Here is a 17019-nt window from a genome sequence, read left to right on the forward strand (position 1 = left end):
CTGACCCCCTGCGGCGTTCTGTCTAGTTTGATGACGTTCTGTCGCGGTTCATATGGAGACTACATCGCCAGTGGATCACTGACCAGATTCCGATCGGCCGGGTGTCGTGAGACGTGTGAGCCGTCAGTTCACAGCAGTCAGCTCCAGGGAAAGTCCGCGAGGTGCGCGGGGGGCGCGAGGGACACGTGAGACCCCCAGGGGAAGTCGCCCTGATATCCCCAGGGGAAGTCGTGGACGGCGAGCGGGGCCGGCTGCCGCGCACTCTGCGCGACGGTGGTCGCGTGGGCGGCGGAAGGCAGGGTGGCGGCGACGCACACGCCCAGGACCGCGCTGAGTGCAATGGTGATGGAGATACGGATGTGAGCCGTCTTACGGATGAGGCTGGCGTTCATTCGATCTACCTCCGTGTGGGCGTCGGCGGCTTTGTTTTGCCCGCTCGCCAAGGATGCTCACACGGTGCGCAATTGACCTAGTATCGCGATTCTTTTCGTCCACCATCAGCGCACGTCAAACACCGCGCACCCGGACCTCGCCAACGGCCGGAAAGGCCGGGAATAGCGGCTGTCGGGCCCCTATCAGGCGGCGGTAGCAGGCCGATAGCGGGCCGAAGGCCCATAGATAGAAAAGAGCGGGAGGCTGACGTACAAGCCCGGGTGACACGAGCGAGGGGCATGGTCACCCGGGTGGCCACGCCCCTGCAGACGATCGTGTCAGGTGAGGTGAGATGGGTATCGCGGTACAGGCACAGGACACCGTTTACGGCCGGGGGGCTGCCAGCCTCCACGTACGCCTCGAACACACCGACGACGGACGATGGACGCTCGACGCCGAGGCGCAGACCGACCATGACGGAGCGGTGAACCAGTGGTGCGACCGCAAGCTCGACCGCGGGATGTACCGGATCGTATTCGGCACCGACCCCTATTTCGTCGGCCTCGGGCTGAGAGCCGCCTATCCCGAAATAGTTGTCACGTTCCGCGTACTCGACGAGACCGCCGTGGGCAACATCCTCGTGCTCCTCTCGCCGCACTCGTTCTCCGCCTATTTCGGTTCGCTCAGTTAGAGGCTCCGCGCGCCTGTTCCGGCTCGCTCGACCGGGGGTCCCGCGCGCCGAGCTCGGCCCGCTCGACCAGAGGGCCGGCGTGCCTGGCTCGGCCCGCTCGACCAGGGGTTCGGCGTGCCAGGTTCGGCCCGCTCGACCAGGGGTCCCGCGCGCCGAGCTCGGCTCGCCCAACCAGAGGTCCCGCGCGCAGACAAGTGCAGACAAGTGAGGTCCGCCATGAAGATCAGCCGCTATCCGGCCTTTCCTCTGGTGCCGCTCGACGACCGCCGATGGCCGGGTGCCACTGTCGGCGCGCCACCGCGCTGGTTGTCCACGGACCTGCGCGACGGCAACCAGTCCATGCCCAGGCCGATGGATCTCGATCGCAAGCTGGTGTTCTTCGACCTGCTGGTCGCCATGGGCTACAAGGAGATCGAGATCGGCTTCCCGGCCGCCAGCCGGGACGACCACGACTTCGTCCGGCTCCTCATCGAACGGGAGCGCATCCCCGACGACGTGTGCGTCTCGGTGCTGACACAGGCCCGCGACGAGCTGATCGAGCGGACGGTGGCGAGCCTGCGCGGCGCGCCCCGGGCCCTGCTGCACCTCTACAGCGCGACCTCGCCCGTCATGCGCCGGCTGGTGTTCGGGATGGACCGCGACGAGTGCAGGAACCTGGCCGTCCGCGGCGCCCGCCTGGTCGTCGAGCACGCCGGCAGGCTGCTGGACGGCTGTGACCTGCGCTTCCAGTACTCCCCCGAGCACTTCCAGGACACCGAGCCCGACTTCTCCCTGGAGCTCTGCGAGGCCGTCATGGACGTCTGGCAGCCGGGGCCCGACCGGCCGATCATCCTGAACCTCCCCACCACGGTCGAGCGCTCGACGCCCAACGTCTTCGCCGACCAGATCGAGTGGATGCACCGCAACCTGTCCCGCCGGCAGCACCTGTGCCTGTCGGTGCACCCGCACAACGACCGCGGCACCGGGGTGGCGGCGGCGGAGCTGGCGGTGCTGGCGGGCGCCGAGCGGATCGAGGGCTGCCTGTTCGGCAACGGGGAGCGGGCGGGCAACGTCTGCCTGGTCACGCTGGGACTGAACCTGGCCGCCCAGGGCATCGACCCCGGCATCGACTTCACCGACCTCGACCGGGTCCGCCGCGTCGTCGAGGAGTGCACCGGGCTGCCGGTCCCGCCACGGCATCCCTACGGGGGCGACCTGGTCTTCACCGCGTTCTCCGGGGGCCACCAGGACGCGATCAAGAAGGCGTTCGACGCCATGGACCGGGAGGCGGCCCGCACCGGGACCGACCACGCGCTGCTGCCGTGGGAGGTGCCGTACCTGCCGGTGGACCCGCACGACATCGGGCGGACCTACGAGGCGGTGGTGCGGGTCACCAGCCAGTCGGGCAAGGCGGGCCCGGCCTACCTGCTGAGCAGCCGGTACGGGTTCGACCTGCCCAGGGGGCTGCAGATCGAGTTCGCCCAGGCCGTCCAGGCGCTGACCGAGGGCGGCCGGGGGGAGATCGCGCCGGAGCGGATCAGGGAGGTGTTCGAGGAGGAGTACCTCCGCCGCGCCGCGCCGCCCTTCGACGTGCCGGGCGCGGTGGTCACGCTCCACATCGACGGCCACGCTCACGACGACGGGCCGGGCTGGACGCGGGCGGTCGCCGCGCTGCGGGCGGCCTTCCACCGCGGTGACGTCCGGATCCGGGTGGTGCACCACGTCGACGAGGCGGCGCGGGCGCCCGGCGGCCGGGTGGCCGTCTACGCGGAGTGCGAGCTGAACGGCGGCGACGGCGACGGCGACGGCGACGGCGACGGCACAGTCTGGGGAGTCGGGGTGGAGGACGACGTCGCCGGCGCCGCGCTGGCGGCCGTCGGCTCGGCCGTGGCCAGGGCCGCCGCGCGTGGGTCCGCCGCCGCGCTCCCCGCGGGAGGCGGGACGCCGCCCGGCCACGGGCGGGAGCCGGAGACCGACAGCGCGACGATAGGTGGCGAATACCGCCCCGGCCTAGCGTGAGTGCCACACGGTCACCGATCAGGAGAACGACCATGGCCCTCATCGAACGGCAGAAGGAGACCTCCTGTCTCGAGTCGCTCGTCGCCAACGCCATCCTCGGCCGGGGAAGGGTCGCGCTGGTCGGCGGACCGGTCGGGACGGGGAAGAGCGCGCTGCTGCGCACCCTTTCCGAGCAGGCCGTCGAGCTGGGCGCGCTGTCGGTGACCGCCACCGGGTCGCGGGCGGAGCGGCATCTGCAACTCGGCGTGCTGCGCCAGCTCATCCAGGACGCCCCGCTGGCGCAGGAGGAGCGCGACACGCTGGAGGAGGGCGTGCGGGCCGCGACGGCCGTGCGCGCCGGTGCCGAGCCGATCGACGCGCAGGTCGTGCACTCGCTGGTCACGGTGCTGCTGCGGCTGTCCGAGCGCTATCCGCTGGTGATCGTGGTCGATGACGTGCACCACGCCGACCGGACCTCGCTGCTGTGCCTGTCCTACCTGGCGCGGCGGGTCCGCAACGCCCGCGTCGTGGCCGTGTTCGCGCACGACGACCGGTACGACACCGACGACCACTTCGAGACGGACCTGCTCCGCCTGCCGCACTGCCGCCGCCTGCGGCTCGCGCCGCTGTCGCGCAAGGGCGTGGCGGCGCTGGTGGCCGCGCAGGTGGGGCTCGGGGCGGCCGAGCGTTTCGCCGAGGACTGGTACGCGATCAGCGGCGGCAACCCGCTGCTCGCCGGTGAGCTGGCCGCGGACTACCGGCAGTTCCTGCGCAACGCGGAGGAGCCTCCCCGCGAGGTCGTCATCGGCGACCGGTTCGTGCGGGCGGTCCAGGAGAGCCTCCGGCGCGGCTACCCGCGGACGATGCGGGTGGCGCACGGCCTGGCCGTCCTCGGCGGGCCCGACGGGCTTGAGGAGATGCTGGAGCTCCCGGCCGTGGACGTCAGCAGGGAGCTGATCACGATCGGCGCGGCGGGGCTGCTGACCGCGGGCGGGTACCGGCACGAGGCCGTGCGGTCGGCCGTCCTGGCCGGGATGGACCTGCCGGAGCGCAGGGAGCTGTACCGCCGCGCGGCCGAGCTGGCCTACGCCAGGGGCATGTCGCCCCGGGTGGTGGCCGACTGGCTCCTGCAGGCCACCAAGGTGGAGGCGCCCTGGGTGGTGCCCACGCTGGAGGAGGCCGCGCGGACCGCGCTGCGCAGGGGCGAGGTCGAGTCGGCGGTGGCCTATCTCAAGATGGCCTGGCGCGAGTGCGCGGACGAGCGGCGCCGTACGAAGATCATGACGATGCTCGTGCGGGCGGAGTGGCGGATCAACCCCGCCGCCTCCACCGGGCACCTGGACCAGCTCACCGAGGCCATGCGGCGGGGCAGCCTGGGCGGCACCGACGCGGTCGTGCTGGCACGGGCGCTGCTGTGGCACGGCCGCTTCGGGGACGCCCGCGACGTGCTGGAGCGGCTCAACCGGGAGGCCTCCGACCACGAGACGATCGCCGAGCTGGTCGTGGCCCAGCTCTGGCTCCGCGTCACCCACCCGCCGCTGATGGCCCACGCCGGGAACCGGCCCAGGGAGCACATCCTGGCCTCCATGGTGTCGGTCGCGGTCAGCAGGCGGCTGGAGGCCACGCTCGCGCTGGCGGAGGTGCTCACGCGGGGGCCGCGCGAGCCCAGCCTCGACGCCGTCGAGCGCATCCTGGAGAACGCCAGGCTCGACGAGATGTCCCTGGACGTGGTGGAGAACTCCCTGCTGGCCCTCACGTACGCGGGGCGGTGCGAGCGGGCGGCCCCGCTGTGCGACGTGTTCAGCGCCGAGGCGTCGACCCGGCGGGCGCCCAGCCGGCTGGCCCGGCTGGCGGCCATCCGCGCGGAGATCGCGATCCGGCAGGGCGACATGCCCGCCGCCGAGCAGCACGCCCGCGTCGCCCTCGACACGATCCCGATGAGCAGCTGGGGCGTGGCCATCGGCGGCCCGCTGGCCAGCCTGATCATCGCGCTGACCGCGATGGGACGGCACGAGGCCGTGCGCGAGCCGCTGGACCGGCCGGTGGACGAGGCGATGTTCCAGACCCGGTACGGCCTGCACTACCTCTACGCGCGAGGCCGCCACCACATGGCCGAGGAGTCGTTCGCACTGGCGATGCACGACTTCCTGCGCTGCGGCGAGCTGATGGCCGCCTGGGGTCTGGACAACCCGGCGCTGATCCCGTGGCAGGCCGACGCCGGGGAGGCGTGCCTGCGGATGGGCCGGATCAAGGAGGCCAGGCAGCTCATCGTGGCCCATCTGGACGCCTGCGGCCCGGACGCGTACCGGGGGCGGGGTATCGGCATGCGGCTGAAGGCCGCCATCTCCGACCCGGCGCGCCGCCCGGCGCTGCTGCGCCAGGCCACCGAGTTCCTGCAGCTCGCCGGGGACAAGTACGAGCTGGCCAGGGCGCTGTTCGACCTCGTCGAGGCCTACGACGCGGTGGGCGAGTACCGGCGGGCCAGGACGGTCGCGGGCCGGGCGCAGGCGGCGGCCTGGGAGTGCAGGGCCGAGCCCATGGCCGGCGTGCTGAGCCGGGCCACGAACGCCGAGGCCATGCCCGTGCCGCTGTCCGGCGAGCTGCTCGGCGTGCTGAGCGGCGCCGAGCGCCGGGTGGCGGCGCTGGCGGCGGCGGGCTACGCCAACCGCGAGATCGCGGCCAAGCTCTACATCACGATCAGCACGGTCGAGCAGCACCTGACCCGCACGTACCGGAAGCTGAACATCAGCCGGCGCGCCGACCTGCCGCTGGTGCTGGAGTTCGACGACCAGGCGGAGTCGTGATCGGGCATGCACGGAGTTGCGCGGGCCCACGAGCGCGGGCGAGGGTCGGAGCATGGAACTCGTCGTGGTCCGGGGGCGCGCGACCGCGGAGGAGCCGGAGGCGATCGCCGCGGCGATCGTCCGGCGGGTGACCCGGCCGGAGAGGCGCGCGCCGTCGGCCTGGTCTGATCCGTCCGGTCACGTCCACGGGCCGCTCCCGCACGATCACGACGACCGGCGGCCGGGATCGCCCGGTCATCACACCGGTCGGCGGGCGGAATCGCCCGATCACGTCCACGGGCCGCTCCCGCACGATCACGACGACCGGCGGCCGGGATCGCCCGGTCATCACACCGGTCGGCGGGCGGAATCGCCCGATCACGTCCGCGAGCCGCTCCCGCACGATCGCGACGACCGGCGGCCGGGCGGCCGGGCGGTCCGGTCCTCGTCATCAGCCTGGTCTTGAGCGGAGTTCGGATGTCCACAGCTCTCGGTTCCCTTCGCCGGCTCGTGCTGGCACCGTCCCTGGCCGACGTGACGTTCGCCGGGCGCGGTTTCCCGACGGCCCCGTCCGCGCTGACCGAACGACTGGAGGCGATCCCGCAGGCCGTGGTGTGCGGCTTCGAGTGGGGGATCGACGCCCGCGACCAGTGGGAGGTCGAGCGCAGGCTGGCCCTGGTGGACACCGAGCTGCGGGGCTTCGCCTACGAGGGCGCGACGATGGCCTTCACCGTGCTCGACGCCATGGCCGGCGGGCGCGGGCGCCGCACCCGCGAGCTGCTCATGGGGCCCGGCCAGCCACACATCTTCCTGGCCTACATCGGCATCGGCTTCGCCATGGCCCGCCTGCCCAGGCCGCTGTGGAAGAAGGTGCTGCCCGACCTGGGCGGCACGCCCTACCACCCCACGATGAGCTGGCTCGCGGTGGACGGGTACGGCTTCGACCTGGCCTACTTCCACACCCCGCGCTGGGTCGGCGAGCAGCGCGTGCCCGCGGCCTACCCGTGGCAGGGGGACGCGGGCTACTTCCCTCGGGCGGTCGACCAGGGCGTCGGGCGGGCGCTGTGGTTCATCCACGGCGGCCGGGTGGCCGACGTGTCGGCGGCGGTGCGGGCGTTCGCCGCGCACCGGCAGGCGGACCTGTGGAGCGGCGTCGGGCTGGCCGCGACGTTCGCCGGGGGCGGTGAGGGCGGCGCGGCCGCCGCGCTGCGCGAGGAGGCCGGGGAGCACCGCGCCGAGCTGGCCCAGGGCTCGGTCTTCGCCACGAAGGCGCGGCACTACTCGGGGTTCGTCCCGGCGCACTCCGAGGCCGCGGGGACGGCGCTCACCGGGTTGTCCGTGGCGGGCGCGGTGGCGCTCGCCGACGGCACCGCGGTCGAGCCCGGCGTTTCCGGGCCGGTTCCCGCGTATGAGATCTGGCGGGGGCGGGTGCGCGCCCATTTCGCCGTAGAGGTGAATTAGTCCCACCACCCACCACACCCCCAAAGGCACCTGTATTTCGCTTTGCCCTGCCCAAAAAGGGCCTCCCAGCTGAGCAAAGCCGAAGTTGTTGAGTAACCGCGTGACATGCGTGAATAAGACAAGAATTGTTGGCTATCAGCGGCGGAGGCTGATTTGTCTAGCGCGTTGCGGTTATTGAGGCGCAGAATTCTCGTGCCGGACATAGGGGAGACGAAACTCAAGAAGCGCGGCTTCCGGGAGAAGGACGCGGCGTCCGCCCAGCTGCTGGAGACGGTCGGCGAGTACTTCCTCACCGGTTACGCCCACGCCCTGGAGTCGCGTACTCCGGCCGAGGCCGAGAAGCGGCTGGAGGAGGTCCCCGCGAGGTTCCGCGGCTTCGCCTACGAGGGCGCGGGCATGGGCTTCGCCGTCCTGGACGGCATGACCTTCAGCGGCCTGCGCCGGGTGAAGGCCTTCCTGCGGGGACGCGGCGGCCGCCACAACTACATGGTCTACGTGGGAGTCGGCTGGGCGATGGCCCGGCTGCCCCGCTTCCTGTGGCCGAAGAGCGAGTCGCTCGACCCGCTGCTGCTGTGGCTGGTCCACGACGGGTACGGCTTCCACCAGGCGTACTTCCACACCGAGCGGTACGTGCATCAGCAGGCCCGCGAGACCCGCTTCTCCTGGCCCGCGGGCCAGGACGCCTACGCCGCCCGCGCCGTCGACCAGGGCGTCGGCCGGGCCCTGTGGTTCGTCGGCGGCACCGACGTGGATCAGGTCGTCCAGCTGGTCGAGCGGTTCCCCGAGGCGCGCCGCGCCGACCTCTACGGCGGCGTCGGCCTGGCCGCCACCTACGCGGGCGGCGCCGACGAGTCCGAGCTGCGGGAGCTGTGCGACCGCGCCGGCGCCCACCGTCCCCAGCTCGCCCAGGGCAGCGCCTTCGGGGCCGAGGCCAGGATCCGCGCCGGCCTGCTCTTCCCGCACACCGAGTCGGCCGCCCAGGTGCTCTGCGACACCACGGCGGAGCGCGCGGCCGAGATCAGCCGCGAGACCCGTCCCACCGGGACGGAACCCGGCCCGTCGCCCGCCTACGAGGTGTGGCGGCGCCGGATCGCCGACGCGTTCGTCTTCCATGGAGGTGTTGCCTCGTGACCACGGTAGCCGCATGGCTGCGCAGGCAGACGGCTGGAGTCGTCGCCCTCGTGCTGGTGATCACCATGTTCGTGGTGAGCCGCCCGACGTTCGCCTCCGAGGCGAACAGGACGGAGCTGGCCCGCTCGTACGGCTTCACGCCGATGAGCATCGCGCTGCCGGGCGGGAGCCCGCAGCAGACCGTACGCAAGGTGAACCGGGCCTTCAAGCACATCGACGCGTGGATCTCCTCGGTGGGCGCCGCGATCGCGATGAACGACCTGGACGGCAACGGCAGGGACGACGACCTGGTCGTCGTCGACCCCCGCACCGACCAGGTGATCGTCACCCCGGTGCCGGGCGGGCCGGCGCGGTACGAGCCGTTCGCGCTGACCTACGGCGCGCTGCCGGTGCGGGAGGCCATGGCGCCCATGGGGGCGGTCCCCGGCGACTACGACGACGACGGCCGCGTCGACCTGCTCGTCTACTGGTGGGGCCGCACGCCCACCCTGCACCTGCAGCGCCCGGCCGCGGCCCGGCTGGACGCCGCGGCGTTCGAGGCGAGCGAGCTCGTGCCCAACCCGGGCGGCTCCTCCTACTCGGGAGAGCGGTGGAACAGCAACGCGGCGACCGTCGCCGACTTCGACGGTGACGGCAGGCAGGACATCTTCGTCGGCAACTACTTCCCCGACGGCAGCCCGATCCTCGACCACCGCGTCGACGGCGGCGTGGAGATGAACGACTCGCTGTCGAAGGCGGTCAACGGCGGCCGGAACTACTTCTTCCGCGGGACCGGCGGGGGCGCGTTCACCAGGATCGACAACGTGCTGCCCGGCGAGATCTCCACGGGCTGGGAGCTCGGCGCGACCTCGGTGGACCTCGACGGGGACGCGCTGCCGGAGCTGCTGCTGAACAACGACTTCGGGGCCGACCACCTGCTCTACAACACCTCGTCGCCCGGGAAGATCGAATTCTCGCGCGTCGGCGGGGTCCGCGGCGCCGACGTCCCGAAGTCCAAGACGCTCGGCGACGACTCCTTCAAGGGCATGGGGTCGGACGCGGGCGACTTCAACCACGACGGCATCTACGACTTCTTCGTCAGCAACATCACCACGCCCTACGGCATCCAGGAGAGCAACTTCCACTTCCTGTCCACCGCCAGGGACCGCGCCGAGCTGCGGGCCAAGCTGCGCGACGGCGAGGCGCCCTGGAAGGACATGAGCGCCGAGCTGCGCACCGCCTGGTCCGGGTGGGGCTGGGACCCCAAGATCGAGGACTTCGACAACAACGGCGAGCTGGAGATCGTCCAGGCGATCGGGTTCATCAAGGGCGACGTCAACCGCTGGCCGACGCTGCAGGAGCTGGCGGCCTCCAACGACGGCGTGACCAGCAACCCCAAGTCCTGGCCCAACGTCACCGAGGGCGGCGACATCGCGGGCAGCCAGCCGCTCGCCTTCTTCTCCAAGGGGCCCGACGGGCGCTACGCCAACCTTTCGGAGCAGCTCGGCCTGGACGCGCCCATACCCACGCGCGGCATCGCGACCGGTGACGCCAACGGCGACGGCCTGATCGACTTCGCGGTGGCCCGCCAGTTCGACGCGCCGATCTTCTACCTGAACACCAGCACGTCGCCCGGCTCCTTCCTGGGGCTGCGGCTCGTCCACGACACACCCGCCGCCACCTCGACCACAGCCGCCACCGGACCGCTGCCCGCCGCCGGGTCGCCGGTGATCGGCGCGCAGGTGACGGTGACCACCCCCGCCGGGCGTAGCTACATCGGCCGGGTGGACGGCGGCAGCGGCCACTCGGGCAAGCGCGCGCACGCCGTCCACATCGGCCTCGGCCAGAACGTGACCGGTCCCCTGCGGGTGCAGGTGAGCTGGCGCGACCGGACCGGACAGCAGCGGCGGCAGGATCTCCAGCTCACCCCCGGCTGGCACACGCTCCAGCTCGGCTCCCAAGCGAAGGAGAAGTGACGACATGGCTCCCAAAGCACCTAATCCGCCACGTCACGATCCAAAGGTGATCACGGCGCTGCGCAGGTTCGCCATCTCGATCACCGTGTTCAACCTCCTCGGCTACACCCTGTTCGGGTTCGAGCAGCCGTGGTCCTGGCCGTTCGTGGCGCTGGCCACCGGTTACACCACGGAGATCGTCCTGGAGCTGATCGGGGCCCGCGCGGAGGGCCGCGCGCCCCGGTTCCTGGGGAACGGCCCGCGCGGGATGATCGAGTTCCTCTTCCCCGCCCACATCACCTCCCTCGCCCTGAACATGCTGATCTACGTCAACGACCAGGTCCTGGTCATGATGTTCGGCGTCGTCGTGTCCGTGGGTGCCAAATGGGTGCTCAGGGCGCCCGTACGCGGCCGGCTGCGGCACTTCATGAACCCGTCCAACTTCGGGATCACGGTGATCCTGCTGCTGTTCCCCTGGGCCAGCATCGCGCCGCCGTACCACTTCACCGAGCATGTCACCAACCCGATCGACTGGATCATCCCGGCCGTCATCATCCTCGGCGGCAGCATGATCAACGGCATGCTGACCGGCCGGATGTGGCTCATCGCCGGCTGGGTGGGGGTCTTCGCCCTGCAGGCGGTGTTCCGCGGGATCTTCATCGACGACATCTCGATCCTCGGCGGCCTGGCCATGATGACCGGGGTGGCGTTCGTCCTGTTCACCAACTACATGATCACCGACCCGGGCACGACCCCTTCCAAACCGCTGTCGCAGGTCGCCTTCGGCGGCGGCGTGGCCCTGACGTACGGCCTGCTCATGGGGATGAACATCCCCTACGGCATCTTCTTCGCCACCGCGATCGTCTGCCTGATCCGCGGCGGCTTCCTCTGGTCGCTGCACCTCGTGGCCAAAGCGCGCGAGATCGACGCCGCCAAGGTCAGCGCCGCGGCCGACGAGGCGCTCAAGTCCGCCCAGCAAGAGGTCGCGAAGGCATGACGAAGATAGCGATTGTCGGTATGGCCTGCCGGTACCCGGAGGCCACCTCACCTCGCGAGCTGTGGGAGAACGCCGTCGCGGGCCGCCGGGCCTTCCGCCGCCTGCCCGACGAGCGCATGCGGCTGGAGGACTACTGGGACCCCGACCCGGCCGCTCCCGACCGCTTCTACACACGGACCGCCGCGGTCATCGAGGGCTACGTCTTCGACCGGCTGGCCCACAGGATCCCGGGCAGCACCTACCGGTCCACCGACCTGACCCACTGGCTCGCCCTGGACATCGCCGGGCTCGCCCTGACCGACGCCGGGTTCCCCGACGGGGACGGGCTGCCGCGGGAGCGCACCGGCGTCATCGTGGGCAACACCCTCACCGGCGAGTTCACCCGGGCGAACGCGTTGCGGCTGCGCTGGCCGTACGTGCGGCGCACGCTCGCGGCGGCGCTCGGGGAGGAAGGCTGGGACGACGACCGGCTGTCGGAGTTCCTGGCCGGCTACGAGGACTCCTACAAGAGCGCCTTCCCCCCGGTGGACGAGGACACCCTCGCCGGCGGGCTGGCCAACACGATCGCCGGGCGCATCTGCAACCACTTCGACCTCAACGGCGGCGGCTACATCGTGGACGGGGCCTGCTCCTCGTCGCTGCTGTCGGTGGTGACGGCCGGCAAGGCGCTCACCGACCACGACCTGGACGTGGCGATCGCCGGCGGGGTGGACCTGTCCATCGACCCGTTCGAGGTGATCGGCTTCGCCAAGACCGGGGCGCTGGCCAAGAGCGACTTCCGGCTGTACGACCGGCACTCCAACGGCTTCTGGCCCGGCGAGGGCTGCGGCATCGTGGTGCTGATGCGCGAGTCCGACGCGCTGGCCGCCGGTCGCCGGATCTACGCCACCATCCCCGGGTGGGGCGTCTCCTCCGACGGCAGGGGCAGCATCACCCGGCCGGAGGTCGGCGGCTACCTGCTCGCCCTGCGCCGCGCCTACGAGCGGGCCGGGTTCGGCATCGACACCGTGGCGCTCTTCGAGGGCCACGGCACGGGCACGGCGCTCGGCGACGCGACCGAGCTGACCGCCCTGTCGCGGGCCAGGGCGGAGGCCGACCCCGCCGCGCCGCCCGCCGCCGTCACCTCGGTCAAGGGCATGATCGGCCATACCAAGGCGGCGGCCGGCGTGGCCGGCCTCATCAAGGCGGCCATGGCCGTGCACGAGCAGGTGCTGCCGCCCACGATCGGCTGCGTCGAGCCGCACCAGGTGCTCACGGAGGAGCCCGCGGCGCTGCGGGCGCTGCGGGTGGCCGAGCCGTGGCCCGAGGGGGCCGAGCTGCGGGCGGGCGTGACCGCCATGGGCTTCGGCGGCATCAACACCCACGTCGTGGTCGAGGGCGCCGGGCCGCGGCGGCGGATGTCCAGCCGGACCAGGCTGCTCGCGGCGTCGTACCAGGACGCCGAGCTGCTGCTGATCGACGGCGCCTCGTGGGGCGAGGTGCGGGAGCTGGTGGCCGAGCTGGCCGGCTTCGTGCCGAGGCTCTCGTACGGGCAGCTCGCCGACCTGGCCGCCACGCTGCGCGGGCGGCTGCGCGGGCTGCCGTACCGCGCGGCGGCCGTCGTGTCCTCGCCGGACGACGCCGAGCTCCGGCTCACGCGCCTGCTCACGGCGCTGGAGTCGGAGGAGGGCCGGCTCCCCGGCCACGACGGCAGGCTGTTCCTGGGGCACGCCGCCGCCCAGCCCAGGATCGGCTACCTCTTCCCCGGCCAGGGGTCGGGGCGCGGGACCGGCGGCGGCGCGCTGCGCCGGCGCCTCGCCGACGTCGCCGAGGTCTACGCCACGGCGAACCTGCCGGCCACCGGGGACATGGTGGCCACCTCGGTCGCCCAGCCGCGCATCGTCACCGGCTCCGTGGCGGGGCTGCGGGCGCTGTCGCTGCTCGGTGTCGAGGCGGACGTGGCGGTCGGGCACAGTTTGGGGGAGATCTCGGCCCTGCACTGGGCGGGCGCGCTGGACGAGGCCGCGCTCCTGCGCGTGGCCGCCAAGCGGGGCCTGTCCATGGAGGAGCACAGCGCCTCGGGCACCATGGCCGGAGTCCGCGCCGCGCCCGACGTCGTACTGGAGCTGATCGGCGACCTGCCCGTGGTGATCGCCGGGTACAACGCGCCGAACCAGACCGTCGTCGCCGGGCCCGTCGAGGCCGTCGAGGAACTCGGGCGCGCGGCCATCCTGGCCGGGCTGGGCTGGACCCGGCTGAACGTCTCGCACGCCTTCCACTCGCCGCTGGTGGCCCCCGCGGCCACCGCCCTCGCCGATTACCTGCGGGAGGAGCGGTTCGGCCCGGTCGGGCGGCGCGTGGTCTCCACCGTCACGGGGACGGCGCTCGCGCCCGACACCGACATCGCCGCGCTGCTGCACCGGCAGATCACCGCCCCCGTGCTGTTCACCCAGGCCATGGAGGCGGTCGCCAAGGACGTGAACCTGCTCGTCGAGGTGGGTCCCGGGCGGGTGCTCGGCAGGCTGGCGGCGGAGCTGACCGACGTGCCGGCCGTCTCGCTGGACACCGACGACGAGTCGCTGGCGAGCCTCCTGGGCGTGGCCGGCGCCGCCCACGTGGCGGGTGTGCCGATCGCGCACGAGGAGCTGTTCCACGGCCGGCTGGTCCGGCCGCTGGAGATCGGCGCGGAGTTCTCCTTCTTCGCCAGCCCGGCCGAGCAGGCCCCGCAGGTGCGGATCAAGGACAGGGCCGCGGTGGTCCCCGCCGACCGGCCCGCGTCCCCCGAGCGTCCCGCGTCCCCCGAGGGGCAGGCCGGGCAGCCGGGCGAGTCCACCGTCGAGCTGCTGCGCCGCCTGGCCGCGGAACGTGCCGAGCTGCCACTGGAGATGGTGACCGAGGACAGCAAGCCGCTGGACGAGCTGCACCTCAGCTCGGTCACCGTGATGCACATCATCGACCAGGCCATCCAGCGGCTCGGCGTGCTGGCCGGGCAGGCGCCGGCCAACGTGGCCACCGCGAACCTGCGCGAGCTGGGCGAGGCGCTGGACCGGCTCGCCGCCGAGCCGCGCGGCCAGGTGACGCGCGGCGTGGCGGGAGCCGCGCCCTGGGTGCGCGCGTTCGCCGTGGACCTGGACGAGTTGCCCCGGCCCAGGCGCGCGGACCAGGAGCGGGCCGGGCGGTGGGAGGTGTACGCGCCCGCCGGGTCCGGCCTCGCCGAACCGCTCCGCGAGGCACTCGAACGGGAACGGATCGGATCCGGTGTCCTGGTCTGCCTGCCCCCGGAATGCCCGGCGGACGACCTGGAGCAGGCGCTGCTCGGCGCCAAGGCCGCTTTGGCGCAGGGGCCGGGTACCCGGTTCGTGCTGGTCCAGCACGGGCGGGGCGCGGCCGGCCTGGCCAAGACGCTCCACCTGGAGTCCGGGCTGCGCACCACCGTCGCGCACGTGCCCGACGTCCCCGAGGCGGCCGGCTGGGTGGCGGCGGAGGCGGCGGCCACCGCCGACTTCGCCGAGGTCCACTACGACGCGGGCGGCGTGCGGCGGGTGCCCACGCTGCGGGTGCTGCCGGTGCGGCCCGCCCGGGAGGAGGAGCCGCTGTCCGGCTCCGACGTCCTGCTGGTCACCGGGGGCGGCAAGGGCATCACGGCCGAGTGCGCCATGGTGACGGCGGGCGCGGCCAAGCTGGCCGTCCTCGGCCGCTCCGACCCGGCCGACGACCCGGAGCTCGCCGCCAACCTGCGGCGGATGGCCGACGCGGGACTCACCGTCCACTACGCCAGGGCCGACGTCACCGACGCCGACCAGGTGCGGCGGGCGGTGTCCGAGGCCGAGCGGGCGCTGGGGCCGGTCACGGCGGTGCTGCACGGTGCCGGGCGCAACGAGCCCGAGGGCATCGCCGGGCTCGACATGGCCGCCTTCCGCCGTACGTTCGCACCGAAGATCGACGGCCTGCGGAACGTGCTGGCGGCCGTGGAACCGGGACGGCTGCGGCTGCTGGTGACATTCGGCAGCATCATCGGCCGGGCCGGACTGCACGGCGAGGCGCACTACGCCACCGCCAACGAGTGGCTGGCCGACCTGACCCGCGAGGTCGGCGAGCGGCACCCCGGCTGCCGGAGCGTCTGCGTGGAGTGGTCGGTCTGGTCCGAGGTCGGCATGGGCGAGCGGCTGTCGGTCGTGGACCGGCTGGCCGACCAGGGCATCGCGCCGATCCCCGCGGCCGAGGGGGTGGAGATCATGCGCCGCCTGGTGCGCGACCCCGACACCCCGGGCGTCGTGGTCGTCAGCGGGCGCACCGAGGGCATCCACACCGTACGCCGCGACCTGCCTGAGCTGCCGCTGCTCCGTTTCGTCGGCAGGCCGCTGATCCGCTACCACGGCGTGGAGCTGGTCAGCGAGGTCGAGGTGCACGCCGGGACCGACCTGTACCTGGCCGACCACCTGCTGGACGGCAACCTGCTCTTCCCCGCCGTGTTCGGCATGGAGGCGATGGCCCAGGTGGCCCGAGCCGTCACCGGCCGCGGCGAGACGCCGGTCATCGAACGGGCCGAGTTCGTGCGGCCGATCATCGTGCCGCCCGACGGGAGCACCGGGCTGCGGATCGCGGCGACCGTCACCGGCGACGACACGGTGGCGGTGGCCATCCGCAGCCAGGAGACCGGCTTCGACGTCGACCACTTCACGGCCGTGCTGAACCTGGCCGGCGAGCCCGTGCCCGGCGGTCCGCCCGAGCAGGGCGACGGCGACGTGCCACCGGTGGCGCTCGACCCGGCCACCCAGATGTACGGCGAGATGCTCTTCCAGGGCAGGCGCTTCCACCGGCTGCGCCGCTACCACCGGGCGGCCGCCCGCGACGTGGAGGCCGACCTCGGGGTGGTGGAGGAAGGCGACTGGTTCGCCGGCTTCCTGCCCGGGGAACTGCTGCTGGGCGACCCCGGCATGCGCGACGCGCTGATGCACGGCAACCAGGTGTGCGTACCGGACGCCACGCTGCTGCCGACCGGTGTCGAACGTGTCCACCCCGGCGGCCCCGCGCTGGCCGGCGCGGGCGAGGTGCGCTACCGCGCCACCGAACGCGGCAGGGACGGCGACGCCTACGTCTACGACATCGCGGTGCGCACCGCGGACGGCGAGGTCGTCGAACGCTGGGACGGGCTGCGCCTGCAGGCGGTACGCAAGATGGGCGGGCACGGGCCGTGGTGGCCGCCGCTGCTCGGCCCGTACCTGGAGCGGACGCTGGAGGACCTGACGGGCGCCCGGGTCGCGGTCGTCGTCGAGCCGGGGGACGGCCGGGAGGAGACGGCCCTGCGCCGCCTGGGTACGGAACACGCGGCCCGGCACATGAGCGCCGGGGTGGCGGGGCTGACGCTCTGCGTCGCCGCCGACGGCACCGTGGGCTGCTCGATCGTGCCGGTCTCGGCCCGGCCGCCCGGACCGCAGGACGCGCTCACCGAGGCGATCGCCGCGCGGGCCGAGGAGAACCCGTCCACCTCCACCGCCAGGATCCAGGCGGCCGTCGCCTGCGCCCGGCGTGCCGGGGTCGTCGCGGAGGAGCCGCCGACGCTCCTGCGGGCCGCGACGGACGGCTGGGTGGTCCTGTCCGCGGCCGGGCTGCCGGTGGCCACCCTGGCCACCACCGTGCGCGGCGTCCAGGGCCCCGTGGTCGTCGCGATCCTCACCGAAGGAAGGGCATAGC

9 protein-coding genes are annotated in these 17019 nt (G+C 72.8%); 8 read left to right on the forward strand and 1 reads right to left on the reverse strand.

Annotation, left to right across the window (positions count from 1 at the left end; translation table 11 throughout):
* Positions 1-137: 137 nt before the first annotated feature.
* A complete protein-coding gene (locus OG587_RS04830) occupies positions 138-392 on the reverse strand; it encodes a hypothetical protein (protein WP_329087240.1) in 255 nt (84 codons plus the stop codon).
* A 332-nt stretch (positions 393-724) separates the two neighbouring features.
* On the opposite strand from OG587_RS04830, the gene OG587_RS04835 reads away from it, so the two are divergent.
* The 8 genes from OG587_RS04835 (at position 725) to OG587_RS04870 (ending at position 17018) form a co-directional block, all read left to right on the forward strand.
* Positions 725-1063, forward strand: coding sequence for a hydroxyisourate hydrolase (locus OG587_RS04835; protein WP_329087242.1), 339 nt, complete (start codon positions 725-727; stop codon positions 1061-1063).
* A gap of 216 nt (positions 1064-1279) precedes the next feature.
* Positions 1280-3061, forward strand: coding sequence for a 2-isopropylmalate synthase (locus OG587_RS04840; RefSeq protein WP_329087244.1), 1782 nt, complete (start codon positions 1280-1282; stop codon positions 3059-3061).
* Positions 3062-3093: 32 nt separating this feature from the next.
* On the forward strand, positions 3094-5844 hold the full coding sequence (locus tag OG587_RS04845) for a helix-turn-helix transcriptional regulator (RefSeq protein ID WP_329087246.1): 2751 nt from the start codon (positions 3094-3096) through the stop codon (positions 5842-5844).
* A gap of 456 nt (positions 5845-6300) precedes the next feature.
* Complete coding sequence (locus OG587_RS04850) at positions 6301-7284, forward strand: DUF1702 family protein (protein WP_329087249.1); 984 nt, start codon at positions 6301-6303, stop codon at positions 7282-7284.
* Between the two features lie 174 nt (positions 7285-7458).
* Positions 7459-8415 carry a DUF1702 family protein gene (locus OG587_RS04855; protein WP_329087251.1) on the forward strand — a complete coding sequence of 319 codons (957 nt, stop codon included), beginning with the start codon at positions 7459-7461 and terminating at the stop codon, positions 8413-8415.
* Positions 8412-10370, forward strand: a complete 1959-nt coding sequence (locus OG587_RS04860) for a CRTAC1 family protein (RefSeq protein WP_329087253.1) — start codon at positions 8412-8414, stop codon at positions 10368-10370. Before OG587_RS04855 ends, OG587_RS04860 begins: the two co-directional genes overlap by 4 nt.
* 46 nt (positions 10371-10416) lie before the next feature.
* Positions 10417-11346: an enediyne biosynthesis protein gene (locus OG587_RS04865; RefSeq protein ID WP_329087255.1), complete on the forward strand. Its 930-nt coding sequence runs from the start codon at positions 10417-10419 to the stop codon at positions 11344-11346.
* Positions 11343-17018, forward strand: coding sequence for a type I polyketide synthase (locus tag OG587_RS04870; RefSeq protein WP_329087257.1), 5676 nt, complete (start codon positions 11343-11345; stop codon positions 17016-17018). The genes OG587_RS04865 and OG587_RS04870 overlap by 4 nt, the downstream gene beginning before the upstream one ends.
* The last annotated feature ends 1 nt before the right edge of the window (position 17019 follow it).

Source organism: Streptosporangium sp. NBC_01469, assembly GCF_036227305.1.
Taxonomy (GTDB): Bacteria; Actinomycetota; Actinomycetes; order Streptosporangiales; family Streptosporangiaceae; genus Streptosporangium.